Source organism: Methylomonas albis, from assembly GCF_014850955.1.
In the GTDB taxonomy this organism is placed as follows: Bacteria; Pseudomonadota; Gammaproteobacteria; order Methylococcales; family Methylomonadaceae; genus Methylomonas; species Methylomonas albis.
The window spans coordinates 478226-491444 of the sequence record NZ_JACXSS010000001.1; the positions used below are offsets into that span (position 1 = coordinate 478226).

The 13219-nt window shown below is 52.2% G+C and carries 12 protein-coding genes; 6 read left to right on the forward strand and 6 right to left on the reverse strand.

The window, feature by feature from the left end:
- Window positions 1-95: 95 nt before the first annotated feature.
- Entirely contained in the window at window positions 96-1829 is a 1734-nt protein-coding gene (locus EBA_RS02230; RefSeq protein ID WP_192372825.1) for a ShlB/FhaC/HecB family hemolysin secretion/activation protein, read from the reverse strand.
- Window positions 1830-2078: 249 nt separating this feature from the next.
- Here EBA_RS02230 and EBA_RS02235 point away from each other — a divergent pair, with 249 nt between their 5' ends.
- Window positions 2079-2882, forward strand: a complete 804-nt coding sequence (locus tag EBA_RS02235; protein ID WP_225615859.1) for a TIGR00266 family protein — start codon at window positions 2079-2081, stop codon at window positions 2880-2882.
- A 13-nt stretch (window positions 2883-2895) separates the two neighbouring features.
- Here EBA_RS02235 and radC read toward each other — a convergent pair whose 3' ends face one another.
- A complete protein-coding gene (gene radC, locus EBA_RS02240; RefSeq protein ID WP_192372828.1) occupies window positions 2896-3570 on the reverse strand; it encodes a RadC family protein in 675 nt (224 codons plus the stop codon).
- Window positions 3571-3650: 80 nt separating this feature from the next.
- Between radC and coaBC the strand changes: the two genes are divergently transcribed.
- The 4 genes from coaBC to argB are packed head-to-tail and all read left to right on the forward strand — an operon-like array spanning window position 3651 to window position 8754.
- Entirely contained in the window at window positions 3651-4868 is a 1218-nt protein-coding gene (gene coaBC / locus EBA_RS02245; protein WP_225615862.1) for a bifunctional phosphopantothenoylcysteine decarboxylase/phosphopantothenate--cysteine ligase CoaBC, read from the forward strand.
- Window positions 4840-5295 (forward strand): dUTP diphosphatase, encoded by a 456-nt coding sequence (gene dut / locus EBA_RS02250; protein ID WP_192372830.1) that lies wholly within the window; start codon window positions 4840-4842, stop codon window positions 5293-5295. The genes coaBC and dut overlap by 29 nt, the downstream gene beginning before the upstream one ends.
- Window positions 5296-5310: 15 nt before the next feature.
- Window positions 5311-7848 carry a phosphomannomutase/phosphoglucomutase gene (locus EBA_RS02255; RefSeq protein WP_192372833.1) on the forward strand — a complete coding sequence of 846 codons (2538 nt, stop codon included), beginning with the start codon at window positions 5311-5313 and terminating at the stop codon, window positions 7846-7848.
- 12 nt (window positions 7849-7860) lie between these two features.
- A complete protein-coding gene (gene argB, locus EBA_RS02260) occupies window positions 7861-8754 on the forward strand; it encodes an acetylglutamate kinase (protein WP_192372835.1) in 894 nt (297 codons plus the stop codon).
- On the opposite strand, the gene EBA_RS02265 is transcribed toward argB, so the two are convergent.
- The 4 genes from EBA_RS02265 to murJ all read right to left on the reverse strand — a co-directional run bounded on the left by EBA_RS02265 (window position 8737) and on the right by murJ (window position 12795).
- Entirely contained in the window at window positions 8737-9741 is a 1005-nt protein-coding gene (locus tag EBA_RS02265; RefSeq protein ID WP_192372837.1) for a DUF4124 domain-containing protein, read from the reverse strand. The genes argB and EBA_RS02265 overlap by 18 nt on opposite strands.
- 18 nt (window positions 9742-9759) lie before the next feature.
- Window positions 9760-10335: a YggT family protein gene (locus EBA_RS02270; protein ID WP_192372839.1), complete on the reverse strand. Its 576-nt coding sequence runs from the start codon at window positions 10333-10335 to the stop codon at window positions 9760-9762.
- Window positions 10335-11162: a pyrroline-5-carboxylate reductase gene (gene proC, locus EBA_RS02275; protein WP_192372841.1), complete on the reverse strand. Its 828-nt coding sequence runs from the start codon at window positions 11160-11162 to the stop codon at window positions 10335-10337. The genes EBA_RS02270 and proC overlap by 1 nt, the downstream gene beginning before the upstream one ends.
- A gap of 85 nt (window positions 11163-11247) precedes the next feature.
- The gene (murJ, locus tag EBA_RS02280) at window positions 11248-12795 is read right to left on the reverse strand and encodes a murein biosynthesis integral membrane protein MurJ (RefSeq protein ID WP_192372843.1); all 1548 of its coding nucleotides are present in this window, start codon (window positions 12793-12795) and stop codon (window positions 11248-11250) included.
- Between the two features lie 102 nt (window positions 12796-12897).
- Here murJ and rpsT point away from each other — a divergent pair, with 102 nt between their 5' ends.
- Window positions 12898-13161: a 30S ribosomal protein S20 gene (rpsT, locus tag EBA_RS02285; RefSeq protein ID WP_192372845.1), complete on the forward strand. Its 264-nt coding sequence runs from the start codon at window positions 12898-12900 to the stop codon at window positions 13159-13161.
- Window positions 13162-13219 lie beyond the last annotated feature (58 nt).

Sequence of the window (13219 nt, forward strand, 5' to 3'; positions counted from 1 at the left end):
TGCGGCTTGGCGTAGCCGCTCAACACACCAGATTATTCGTTCATTTTAGTGCAAAGATTGCCGGGCGGGGACTATATATTCGATGCGCATTGCGCTTAAAACCAGAGCATGGCTTGTAGCCAAAAACGGTTTTCGTCGGCATCTTTGGCTGTGCTGCGGTCATTGCCGGTGCGGCCGGGATTGCCGCCGATAGGCGCGGCCCAGGTGCCGCTGATTTGATAGCGGTTATATTGGGTCAGGTTTATGCTGATGCCGCCGCCCGATAGTTGGTAATTGTTTTTTCCGCTAAGGTTATTGATGGCGTTTGCCCAGGCGTGGTCATGCAGGGTGATGTGCCCGGTATCGATAAAACTGAGCATTTGCAGTTTGCCGATAGGCGTGGCATATGGCAGATCCCAGCGTAGTTCGGTGTTGATCACCCAGCCGTGGTCGCCGCTGGCTTCACCTATTGGATAAGCCCTAACCCCGGCCGGACCGCCTAAAATAAATTTTTCGGAAGAATCGAGATTGCCGTTGGCTTGCTGGCCGTTAAGGGCGCCGTACAGAGAAAATTGCTCGTTAAGTTTTTGCAATCGCGCCAGGATATAGGTGAATTTGGCAAAACCGCCTTGGGTTTTCGGACCTTGTAGATCGTTGTATAAGTCGTCGGCATTGTCGCTACGGTCTAAATCGCCCGCCACCATGCCGATGCGGCCGTTGCTGATGCCGCCGCCAAACCAACTATCCAGGGTATTCGCGGTTAAGCTGACAAGTGCTTCATTGATTTGCCTGTCGCTAAGGTTTCCTGTCGACCAATTGTCGCGCAGGGCACGATGGTCGAAGCCGACACTTCCCCATAGGCTAGGTTGCCGACTGCGGATAAACGGATAACTAAAGCCCGTGCCAACGGTATTGGCTTCCCCGGCAAATTTTGCGCCTGGAAAATAGCCGTCCAGCAAATGGTATTGCAGATTGCTGTAATGCAGATCCATGCCCAGACCGTTTGCCGTTAGCGGTACGGTATAGCGGGCGCTGCCTAACATGGTGCCTTCCGAGCCGGTCATGGTTAACCTTAGCTGGTCGCCAATTCTTAACGGATCGTTGATATTCAGTAGGCCGTTACCGCGCCATGTCCCGGCATATCGGTTGCCGAAATTATCGCTCCAAACACCGCCTGTTAACAAAGAGCCCTCTTTAATGTTCACCGTCACTTTGGATGTGCCCGCCGCAGTGCCGCCGCCTAAGCTGGCCTGCGCATTTAGGCCGGGCATGTCGTTAATCAACAGTAAGGAGCGCTCCAATTCATCTTTACGTAAGGCTTGTCCGGCCCTAACGCTTTGTTGCAAGACATCTTGCAAGCGCAATTCATTTATTCGTAAGCCGTCGCCTTTGATAGTCAAGCCGTCTTTATCGACCTGGCCTTGGAGGATATTGATTTGGATTTCGCCTTCTGTGACGTCTTGTTTGGGCAGATACGCTTTAGAAAGCAGATAACCAGAGTTGCGTAATTGTCGGGTGACGTGTTCAGCAAGTTGCTGCAGCTGGGCAAAACTTAGTTCTTTGCCTATCGCCTCGGCCACCCATTGCGATAGTTGCGGATCAAGGTTTAAGTGTTCCGCACCTTGAAAACGGATGGTTTTAATTTTGATTTTGTCCGTTGCCTGCACGTCGTCAAACTTTAATTCCTGTGCAGGCCGTTCTATTTCGTTAAGTTGCGGCTGATTAGGTGGCTGCGTCCGTTGCTGTTCATTCAGCAATTGCCCGGCATCCAAAGCACTGGCCGATATACAGTATCCGGCGAGCGAGATAAATGTCAGCGGTTTCGTAAGATAGCTGGTGTTGATTTCCATCGTCTATTCGGGTAATAACTGGGGTCTATTGCCATTTTGCAAGCAAAGGTGTTCTTGATCCGGGAAACTAGGGCTGATTGACGGCGTGGGATATTGGCGTATTTTTCGGCGTATCGCAACGGCAGTTTTCCGCAAGCTACGCTGCCGGGCGGAGCGTATATTGCGTAGCGCATGAATAATTTGGTGAAAGCCATACTAGGACAGCTGAACAGGCTATGTGTCTGCTGAAACAGCACCGTAGAAACCGCTATGAGTGTTTTGAGCTCGGTTGTGATGCCGGCAGGGTTTAATTTTTCAATCAAACAAGAGGATGTTGTTATGCGTTGCCACCAAGTTGACTATCAGATTATTGGTCATGACATTCAAATGGTCGAAGTCGAACTCGATCCCAACGAAACCGTGATTGCCGAAGCGGGGGCGATGACCTACCTCGAGCAGGATATAGACTTCGAAGCCAAGATGGGTGACGGCTCGGGCGGTGTGATGGATAAATTGTTTGGCATAGGCAAACGCATGCTGACCGGCGAGTCGGTATTTTTGACCCATTTTACCAATCACGGGGCGCAAAAACGCCGGGTGGCTTTTGCCGCGCCGTTTCCGGGTTCCATCGCGGCATTGAATATGGCTGAATTGGGTGAAGAGGTGATTTGCCAGAAGTCGGCATTTTTGGCCGCCGCCTACGGCACCCAAGTGGATATTGCCTTTAACAAGCGCCTGGGCAGCGGCTTTTTCGGCGGCGAAGGCTTTATTCTGCAACGCTTGCGCGGCGATGGCATGGCCTTTATTCACGCCGGCGGCACGGTGATTCGCAAGGAATTGCGCAACGAAACCTTACGCTTGGATACCGGCTGTCTGGTGGCGTTCAGCGGTGACATCGATTACAACATTGGCATGAGCGGCGGTTTGAAAAGCATGCTGTTCGGTGGGGAAGGATTGTTTCTGGCGACGCTGAAAGGTACAGGTTCGGTGTGGATCCAAAGCATGCCGTTTTCGCGTTTGGCTGAGCGGGTGTTGAGTCAATATAAACCGCTGCTTGGTCAGGATAGCCAATAAAGACTGTCGAATATTACAGTAAGCCGTGTTCTGCGAACGAAAATGGCTGGCCGTCGCCGACGATGAAATGGTCCAGTACCCGGATGTCAAACAGGCCCAGTGCCTGTTTGAGTTTATCGGTAATTTGTCTGTCGGCCTGACTAGGTTCGTTGATGCCGGACGGATGGTTGTGCGCAAAAATGACCGCAGCGGCATGATGAAACAAGGCCCGTTTGGCCACTTCGCGCGGGTAGACGCTGGCGCCGTCGATAGTGCCGCGAAACAATTCTTCCCATTGAATCACCCGATGCTGATTGTCCATAAACAGGCAGGCGAATACTTCGTAACTGTAGCCGCGCAATTGGGCGCTAAGATAGGCCCGAGTGATGTCCGGGCTGGTTAAGGCGTTGCCGCGTTGCAGAATCTCGGCAAAATGCCGACGGGCCATTTCCAGCACCGCTTGCAACTGGGCGTATTTAGCCTCACCCAAACCGTTGCTCTGGCAAAAACGCTGTTGATCGGCGCCGAGCAAAGCCTGCAGGGAACCGTATTCGCTCAACAAATCGCGGGCCATGTCTACCGCTGATTTGCCGGGCGTGCCGGTGCGGAGAAAAATTGCCAGCAGCTCGGCGTCGGTCAGTGCGGTAGCGCCGCGTTGCAACAGTTTTTCGCGGGGGCGCTCGTCGGTTGGCCAATCTTTGATGCTCATCAACTCCTCCTGGCCGTTAATAAAAGATTTAAGCATAGAAGAATCGGGTCGAGTTTGCCATAATTCCAGAAATCGATCTTTTGGGGACGAATATTAACAAGCGAATTTTATTGGGGGTTTGCGGCGGGATCGCGGCGTATAAAGCGGCGGAACTGCTGCGCTTGTTGCGAAAGCAAGGCTATGAAGTGCGCGTGGTGATGACCGCGGCTGCCCGCCAGTTTGTCACGCCGCTGACCTTCCAGGCCTTGAGCGGCCATGCAGTGCATAGCGATTTGCTGGATGTCGAACAAGAACAGGCGATGAGCCATATTCATTTGGCCCGCTGGGCGGACCTGCTGCTGATTGCGCCGGCGACCGCCGATATGCTGGCAAAAATGGCGCATGGCCTGGCTGACGATTTGCTGTCTACCTTGTATCTTGCGGCGGAATGCCCGGTTTTCGTGGCGCCGGCAATGAATCAGGCGATGTGGAGCAAACCGGTAACGCAAGATAACATTGCCCGCTTGCAAGGTCATGGCGTGTATTGCCTCGGCCCGGTGGCCGGAGAGCAGGCTTGCGGCGAGCAAGGCTTGGGACGGATGGTCGAGCCTGCCGATATTTGCCGGCAATTGCTGGAACATACGCAGCCCGGTGTGCTTGCGGGGGTCAATATTGTTATCAGTGCGGGACCGACTCGCGAGCCGCTTGATCCGGTGCGTTACATCACTAACCGCAGTTCCGGCAAAATGGGTTATGCCCTGGCGGCTGCAGCCTTGTCCTCTGGCGCCAATGTCACCTTGGTAAGCGGCCCGGTGAGCTTGCCGGTGCCAGCCGGAGCCAAACTTATTCCTGTGGAAACTGCGTTGCAAATGTATGATGCGGTGATAACGCATAGCCGAACGGCGGATATATACATTGGCGCGGCGGCGGTGGCAGATTACCGGCCGCAACAATTGGCTGAGCGTAAGATAAAAAAAGGCGACGACACCAGCAATATACCCTTGGCAAAAAATCCGGACATCATCACCGCCGTCGCCAATTTGCAGCCAAAACCCTTAGTGGTGGGATTTGCCGCTGAAACCGACGATCTGGAAAATTATGCTAAACATAAGTTGCAAAGCAAAAACCTGGACCTGATTGCCGCAAATTGGGTGGGACAGACTGAGGGCGGGTTCGAGAGCGATCGCAACGCCTTGCAAGTATTTTGGCCAGGTGGTCAACAAATTCTGCCGATGACTGATAAAAATACTTTAGCCGCACAGCTACTTAAACTGATAGCCGAGAAATTGCATGAAAAAAATCCAGTTAAAAATTCTTGATCCGCGCCTGGGTCGGGAGATTGCTTTGCCCGCCTATGCCACGCACGGTTCGGCGGGACTGGATTTGCGGGCCTGCCTGGATCAGGCTTTGACCTTGCTGCCGGGTGAAACCGCGTTGATACCCACTGGTCTGGCCATTCATATCGATGACCCGCATTTGGCGGCAGTATTGTTGCCGCGTTCCGGACTCGGCCACAAGCACGGTATTGTATTGGGCAATTTGGTGGGTTTGATCGACTCTGATTATCAGGGGCAGATTTTTATCTCTTGCTGGAATCGCGGCAACAGCACCTTTACCGTCGAGATCGGTGAGCGCATTGCGCAAATGGTGTTCGTGCCGGTGGTGCAGGCCGAATTCGAATGCGTAGCCGAGTTTGACGAAAGCCATCGCGGTAGCGGCGGTTTCGGGCACAGCGGTCGGCATTAAGCGGAGCCGCGACGGATGGGACGCATATTTAGCTTAGTGGCCGGCATCGCGGCGCTGATGGTGTTATTGGCCGGCGGCGGCGCCTATTGGTTTTCGGCGGCTCAGGTTAGGGAAACCCAACAAACCAGTACCACGGCCATTGCCAGCGGTATGACGGTCAGCATCGTCAGCCAGATCGAAACGCTGCAGAGGGTCATCGATGGTCTGGCGCAGGCCCCGGATGTGGTGGCGGTACTTGCTAGCGATAGCCGCAATCAAACGGCGTTAGATAACGTTGCAACCAGACTACAGAATACGATTCCACAAGCCATGCGTGTGCGCTTGTTGCCGGCGACGGTCAGTGAGCCCGATCTTACCCAAGTGCCGAATATGGGCTTTGCCGATTTGGAAATGGTGCGCGCCACACTCACCGCCAAGCAAAAGCCGTTTGTGCAAGGCGAGGGTGAACATCGGCATTTGGCTATGACTGCTGCGGTCAGTCAAAATCAGCAGGTGATTGGCGTGATTTTGGTTAGTTTGAAGCCGGATTTGTTGCAACAGCTGATCACCAAGACTACCGTCAGCAATGGTTATGTGGAGATTAAGCAAGAACAGGCCGTATTGGCCAGCGCTGGCGTGCCGGAATTGAAGGGCGACGAACCGCAAGTGATGCCGCTGACTAACAGCCGCTGGTTGTTGGAGCTTTCCATCGGTGGTGGCACCAATGCCGGTGACATCGTTTTATTTTCCTGCATTATCCTAATCCCTACCTTGTTGGGGTGCCTGGCGTTTTTTGTCGGTTATCGTAAATTGGCCGATTATCTGCACCATGATCAACGCAGTATTTTAAAGGCCGCCAAGGACATGATGACCGGCAAGCAGGTCGGTCACTATCCGGTGCAACTCGACGAAATGCGGCCGATTATTTCTACGTTGGCGCAGTTTAAGCGCATCCTGGAACAAGAAAAAACCCCGAGTAAGGCGCCTGAAGAGTTGGGTGAAAACGACTTTTTCGATGAGTCATTCGATATAGATTTTCTCGAAGAGCCACCTAAAACAGCCGAACACTATGCCAGTGTGCCGGTCAGCTTGGGCACGGCGTCTATTAGCATGGCCGAGCAGGCGCCGCTTAGTGCTGCTGCTCCCGCCGAGAAATCTGCACCCGTCGCGATGCCGACCGTTGCGCCAACGGCGGGCGAGTCTTTTGCCGATATTTTCCGTACGTACGATATTCGCGGCATAGTTGGGCGTGGTTTGACGGCGGAAACAGTGCAAAATATCGGCCGGGCTTTAGCTAGCGAGGCCAGACAGCTGAATATCAAGACTATTGTGATGGGTAGGGACGGGCGCCTCTCTAGTCCGGGTCTGTCGGACGCGCTGGCAAAGGGCATTACCGAGGCCGGTTGTGATGTACTTAACATTGGCCTGGTACCGACACCACTGCTGTATTTTGTTACCCAGCACAGCGAAGGCCGTAGTGGCGTGATGATTACCGGTAGCCACAATCCGGCCGACTATAACGGCCTAAAACTGGTTTTGAACGGTGAAACCTTATCCGGCGACAAGATTCAACAACTTAAAAAGCGCATCGAAGCCGGCGATTTTAGCGCCGGAGCGCCTGGCTCAATAGAGCTGAATAGCTTATTCAGCAACGAATATATCGGCATGATCTCCGACGATGTGCATTTGGTTAGGCCCATGAAAGTGGCTATCGATTGCGGCAATGGTGCCGCCGGACAGTTGGCGCCGATTTTACTGCGCACGATGGGGTGTGAGGTGATTGAGCTGTATTGCGAGATCGACGGCAACTTCCCTAATCATCACCCCGACCCCAGCAAGCCGGAAAATCTGGCCGATCTGATCAAGGCAGTGCAGCATTATGACGCTGACGTCGGGGTGGCTTTCGACGGCGACGGCGATAGGATAGGGGTGGTTGATTCCGGCGGTAAAATTATCTGGCCGGACCGGCAAATGATGCTGTATGCCCGCGATGTATTGGCCAATAAACCGGGCGCGGAAATTATTTACGATGTGAAATGCTCCCGGCATTTGCATGATCAAATCGTTAAGCGCGGCGGCCGGCCGTTAATGTGGAAAAGCGGCCATTCTTTAATGAAAGCCAAGCTCAAGGAAACTGCAGCGGCGCTGGCGGGTGAAATGAGCGGGCATATTTTCTTTAATGATCGATGGTTTGGTTTCGACGATGCCTTATACGCGGCGGCGCGGTTGATCGAAATTCTGTCCGGCGATATGCGTAGTAGTAGCGATGTGTTTGCCGAACTGCCGGACAGTATCAACACACCGGAACTGCATGTGCCGATGGCCGAAGGCGAAGGTGTACGTTTCGTAGAACAGCTATTCAGCCAGGCCAAATTTAAAGACGGCAAGATTATTAATATCGACGGCATGCGCGTCGAATTTACCGACGGCTGGGGTTTGGTTAGAGCTTCCAATACCACGCCGGTGTTGACCGTGCGTTTCGAAGCGGATAGCCAGGACGCAATGCAGCGTATTCAAACTCAATTCAGGCAGCTGATGCTGCAAATTAAACCCGATATCAAACTACCTTTTTAATTGTTAGCGAACATGAAAGACAAAACCGCGCACCAGATTGCCCACGTTCTTATCGAAGCCTTGCCTTATATTCAAAAATTCAAGGGCAAAACTGTTGTCATTAAATTCGGCGGCAATGCAATGGTCGACGATGCGTTGAAACACAGTTTCGCCCGCGATATTGTGTTGATGAAGCTGGTGGGTATCAACCCTATCGTTGTGCATGGCGGTGGGCCGCAAATTGGCGATTTGTTAAAACGCCTGGGTAAAACCTCGGAGTTTATTGATGGTATGCGCGTCACCGACAGCGAAACCATGGACGTGGTGGAAATGGTGCTAGGTGGCTTGGTGAATAAAGAGATCGTGAATATGATCAATATGCAGGGCGGCAAAGCGGTAGGGTTGACCGGCAAGGACGGTAATTTTATCCATGCTCGAAAAATCAACATGACCAAGGCCGGCGCGACCTTGGACGATGCGCCGGAAATCATCGATCTGGGCCATGTCGGCGAAGTCAGCAGTATCGATCCCGCAGTGGTGGAAATGCTGGGTAACAGCGACTTTATTCCGGTGATCGCGCCGATTGGGGTGGGTAAGGATGGGCACTCCTACAACATCAACGCCGATCTGGTGGCCGGCAAGGTTGCGGAAGTGCTAAAGGCTGAAAAGCTGATGTTGTTGACCAATATTCCCGGCATTATGGATAAGCAGGGCAATTTACTGACCGGATTGACGCTAATAGACATCGACAATTTGATTGCCGACGGTACGATTTCCGGCGGGATGATTCCGAAAACCCGCTGCGCGACCGATGCGCTGAAAGGCGGCGTGACTAGCGTGCATATCATAGACGGCCGAGTCGATCACGCGGTGTTGCTGGAGCTCTTCACCAATCAGGGCGTCGGTACTTTATTGCTGCGCCGCTAAGCTGGATTGAATAAAAGGGGCAAAGGCCTGGCGAATGCTCTGAGCCTTTGCTCCTGAACATAATTCGTTGCCCATGCTGGATTGGCGGCAGCGGATATCCAGAAATATCTGTAGGTTGTTATTACGTTCCAGCAGCGACACCGACAGACTCAAATCGTCGTCTTTTTGTGGGGCTGCGCGCATGATCAGTTTCTCGCTTTCCACGTCTTGGCCGGTGGTGGAGTGCGTCGCGACAAACTCTCCGGCGATTTTCCAGGCTTTTTCGCATTGCGCTGTATCTTGACAAACAAACAAGCCGAGTTCGTTGCTGGCGTTACTGGCGGCTAAATTATCTCCGTTGCCGGGTTTGCCGTCGCTGTTGTTGGCTTGGGTGAGAAATTGAAAACGGGCTATGTCGGCTTTGAATTCTTTTTCGCTGTTTTGTTGGTCTTGTTGGTGGCGCGCAAGGTCTTGTTTGCCGGCGTCTATCTGTTGTTTGCTGGTGGCAATATCAGTCAGTAATTTTGGCGGAATTTTGCTGCCACCACGTTCGAGATTGGCGGCTTGCTGCTGTTGTTGCTGTAATTGCTGCTCAAGGCGTTCTATATTGCCTTCAATAACTTTTCGCCCGGCATCCAAGGACGCCATTTTATTGCTTAGGGCTTTATTCATATCGTCGATGCTACGAAAAGTGCTTAACAAGACTTTGTCGTTGGCATTTTGCTTGGCGATAATTTTTTCCTGTTCCTTACGTAATGCGTCCAGCCGCTTTTGTTGAACAATTTGCTCGGCGGTTTTGGCTTTTTCCAGCACGTCGAGCACGCGGGCTTTCTCGCTCAATGTTTCCCGCTTGTGTTGTACTTGGTCGGGAGGCACTTGGTCGGAAAAATAGACGTTACCGTTTTCATCCACCCAGCGATACATTTTCTTTGCAAACGCCGCTTCATCCATTGCAAACAGCAAGGCTAGAACGAGAATTAGCGTTCTTTTGATGGCGGCGTGTGGCATGGGGATGTCGGTTGATGCTCAGCCCAGTAGGCTGACCAATTGATGCAGGGGCGGCAATATCATCATTTTTGCCAATTGCAGTAACACTAGCGCGACCAAGGGTGATAAATCAATGCCGCCCAAGTCCGGTAGTACTTTACGGCACACGTTCAATAGTGGATCGGTCAAGCTGTACAAAATCGACGAGGCAGAGCCATAGCTGCCGCGAGCGAACCAGCTGAGGATGGCGCTGGCAAAAATGGCGTAAACGAAAATGTCGATCAGCATTTTCAACAAATCGGTAAGCGACAATAGCGTCAATGCGACAAAGCTTACCGATAGGCCCTTAATGGCTAGTATCGAAAAGTTGGCGACCATTTGCAGCAGCAATGCCAGCACTAAAGACGAGCTGTCTATACGGCCGATGGCAGGAATAAAACGGCGCATGATTCGCAACGGCGGGTGGGTGATCTTCACCAGAAATTGCGATACCGGGTTGTAAAAATCGGCCTGGGTCCATTGCAACAAGAAACGCAAGGCGACCGCCAAAATATACAACGAAAACAGCGTGTCGATCAGGAACACTATCGGGTCGGTCATATAATTGCTGCCCATTAGTTGGCTCCCAGTTGTTTTGACATTTCAATCGAACGGTCTCTGGCGGCATGCAAGGCTTTGGCAACCAGTTCGACGAAACCGTTTTGTACAAATGTTTCTATGGCTCGTTGAGTGGTGCCGCCAGGCGAAGTTACTCTGGCGCGTAATTGGGCGGGCGATTCGGCCGATTCCAAGGCAATTTTGGCGGCACCCAACGCGGTTTGTTGAATCAGCAGTCTGGCGGAATGTTCATCCAGGCCCAATTCCAGGGCGGCTTTTTCCATCGCTTCCATCAACAGGAAAAAATAAGCCGGTCCACTGCCGGAGACGGCTGTCACAGCGTCGAGTTGGCTTTCGTCATTGACCCATAGTGCCAAACCGACAGCGCGTAAAATATTTTCGGCCAGATCTTTTTGTTCGTCATCAACATTGGTGTTGGCGTGCAATGCTGTCGCACCGGTTTGCACCAGTGCCGGTGTGTTTGGCATGCAGCGCACGATAGCAACCTCGTTGCCCAACCATTGCGACAGGCTTTGCTGGGAAATGCCGGCGGCAATCGATACCACGAGCACGTTTTTTTGTTTTAGGCTAGGTGCAATTTGCAAAGCAACATCACGCAGAATTTGTGGTTTAACTGCCAGTACCACTACTTCGACTTCGTTAACCACTGATTCATTGCTGGTGGAAACGTTTACATGCATTTGATCGGCATGAGCCTGCAAGGTGGCGGGCGCGGTATCCGACACCCAGATCTGCTGCGGTGAATGACCACTGGCAATCAAGCCGCTGATTAGACTGGTTGCCATATTGCCGCCACCAATAAAACCGATTGTTTTTGTTTTCATAGCTTACTGATTATTATGTTGAATCGTTACGGAAACCGCTGTTTGCGGTGCATTCTACATGACAATGGTGGCGTCGCAGAGAATCTCAAGTCGGTAAGGATTTTTGCAGGCCGATATGTCGGGGGCGGATGCCCAGTAATACTAGCGCCAAACTATAAATCAAGATTGCTAAGCCGATTGCCATTCCCAGATGCAAGCTACGTTGCGTGGCGTTCCAATCCAGCCAGAGCGTGGCATCGACAAAATAATATAAAAAAGCCGACATAATTGCGTTGGCCGCCACAATCCGCAGGATGAATGATAGCCATTGCTCGCGAGGCCGGTAAATTCGGGTTTTTAACAAGTTAAGCAGCAGGAGTAACGCGTTTAGGTAAGCCGACAAGGTGGTTGCCAGTGCGATGCCGGCATGCGCCAAGGGAAATGCCAGCAATAGACTCAAAACAATATTCGCGATGATGGAATGCATTCCGAAACGCATCGGTGTTTGCGTATCCTGCCGTGAAGTAAAGCCTGGAACCAGGATCTTGATCAGCATAAATGCTAATAAACCCAGCGCGTAAGCCATCAGGCTTTTGCCGGCCATCCGCACATCTTTGCTGCCAAATTCATTATATTGAAATAGTGTCGATAGCAATGGTTCGGCCAGCAGCGTCAAGCCCAGTGTGGCTGGCAAGCCGATCAACAATACCAATTTCAAGCCCCAGTCTAAGGCCTTGGAAAAGGCCAGGGCATCGTCCGCGGCATGATTTTCAGATAATCTGGGTAAAATCACCGTCGCCAGCGCCACGCCCAAAATGCCGAGCGGAAACTCCACCAGTCGGTCGGAGTAATACAGCCAGGAAACGCTGCCGGAAGTCAAAAACGAGGCCACGAGGGTACCGAACAGTAAATTAACTTGCACCACGGATACCCCAAAAATTGCGGGGAGCATCTGCTTTAACATGCGTTGCACTGCGGGGTCTTGGTAGCCCCAGCGTGGTCGCGGTAACAAGCCGAGCTGCAGCAGTGCGGGGATTTGAAACAGCAATTGCACTACGCCGGCGCCGAATACGCCCCAAGCCAGGGCCATAATGGGTTCTGCCATTAGCGGCGAAATCCAGATCGCTGCGGCTATCATGCAAATATTCAGAAATACCGGGGTCAGGGCCGGAATGGCGAATTTACCTCGTGCGTTCAAAATCGCACCGGCGAACGCAACCAAGGTAACGAAGAACAAATAGGGGAAGGTGATGCGGAGCATTTGCACGGCTAGCTCGTACTGGCCGCCTTCCCATAAAAATCCCGGAGCGAACAGCATAATCAGCAGCGGTGCGGCAATTACTCCTGCCAGGGTGATTAGCACCAATAAAGCGGCCAATGTGCCGGCAGTGCGGTCGATAAACAGCCGCAGTGCTTGGCGGCTGCCTTTTTCGTTATAATCCGACAGGGCCGGTACAAAAGCTTGGGCGAACGCGCCTTCCATGAATAAACGGCGTAGAAAATTCGGGATCCTAAAGGCTACAAAGAACGCATCGGTTGCCGCGTTAACCCCAAAGATGTTGGCAAACAGCATGTCTCGCACAAAACCCATGATCCGCGAAATCATGGTCATACTGCTAACGATTGCGGTGGATTTAAATAGCTGCTTGCTCACTGCAGGCCTTGGATTAAGATTGTAAACACTAAAAATTTGACAATCATAGCATCCAAATTGATAATACGCGGTTCCAGATTAACTCAAAAGAACTGATAGACTATGGCTAATTCACCACAAGCTAGAAAAAGAGCGCGTCAGGCTGAGAAAAGCCGTATTCGCAATGCCGGACAGCGCAGCAACTTACGCACTTTCATCAAAAAAGTGATCGCCGCTGTTAGAGCAGGCGATAAAGAGCAAGCTCAAGCCGCGTTTAAAACCGCTGTTCCCATCATCGATTCGGCCGTTAACAAAGGCCTGATCCACAAAAATAAAGCTGCTCGCAACAAAAGCAGGCTTAACGACAGGCTGCGGGCGATGGCTTGATCTCGACTGAAAGTCGATAGATCAACAAGGCCTGTGCAACAGATGTTGCTTGGGCCTT

Coding starts and splice junctions, on each gene's coding strand:
- EBA_RS02230 (WP_192372825.1), bottom strand. CDS start 1,829: ATGGAAATCAACACCAGCTATCTTACGAAACCGCTGACATTTATCTCG.
- EBA_RS02235 (WP_225615859.1), top strand. CDS start 2,079: ATGAGTGTTTTGAGCTCGGTTGTGATGCCGGCAGGGTTTAATTTTTCA.
- radC (WP_192372828.1), bottom strand. CDS start 3,570: ATGAGCATCAAAGATTGGCCAACCGACGAGCGCCCCCGCGAAAAACTG.
- dut (WP_192372830.1), top strand. CDS start 4,840: ATGAAAAAAATCCAGTTAAAAATTCTTGATCCGCGCCTGGGTCGGGAG.
- EBA_RS02255 (WP_192372833.1), top strand. CDS start 5,311: ATGGGACGCATATTTAGCTTAGTGGCCGGCATCGCGGCGCTGATGGTG.
- argB (WP_192372835.1), top strand. CDS start 7,861: ATGAAAGACAAAACCGCGCACCAGATTGCCCACGTTCTTATCGAAGCC.
- EBA_RS02265 (WP_192372837.1), bottom strand. CDS start 9,741: ATGCCACACGCCGCCATCAAAAGAACGCTAATTCTCGTTCTAGCCTTG.
- EBA_RS02270 (WP_192372839.1), bottom strand. CDS start 10,335: ATGGGCAGCAATTATATGACCGACCCGATAGTGTTCCTGATCGACACG.
- proC (WP_192372841.1), bottom strand. CDS start 11,162: ATGAAAACAAAAACAATCGGTTTTATTGGTGGCGGCAATATGGCAACC.
- rpsT (WP_192372845.1), top strand. CDS start 12,898: ATGGCTAATTCACCACAAGCTAGAAAAAGAGCGCGTCAGGCTGAGAAA.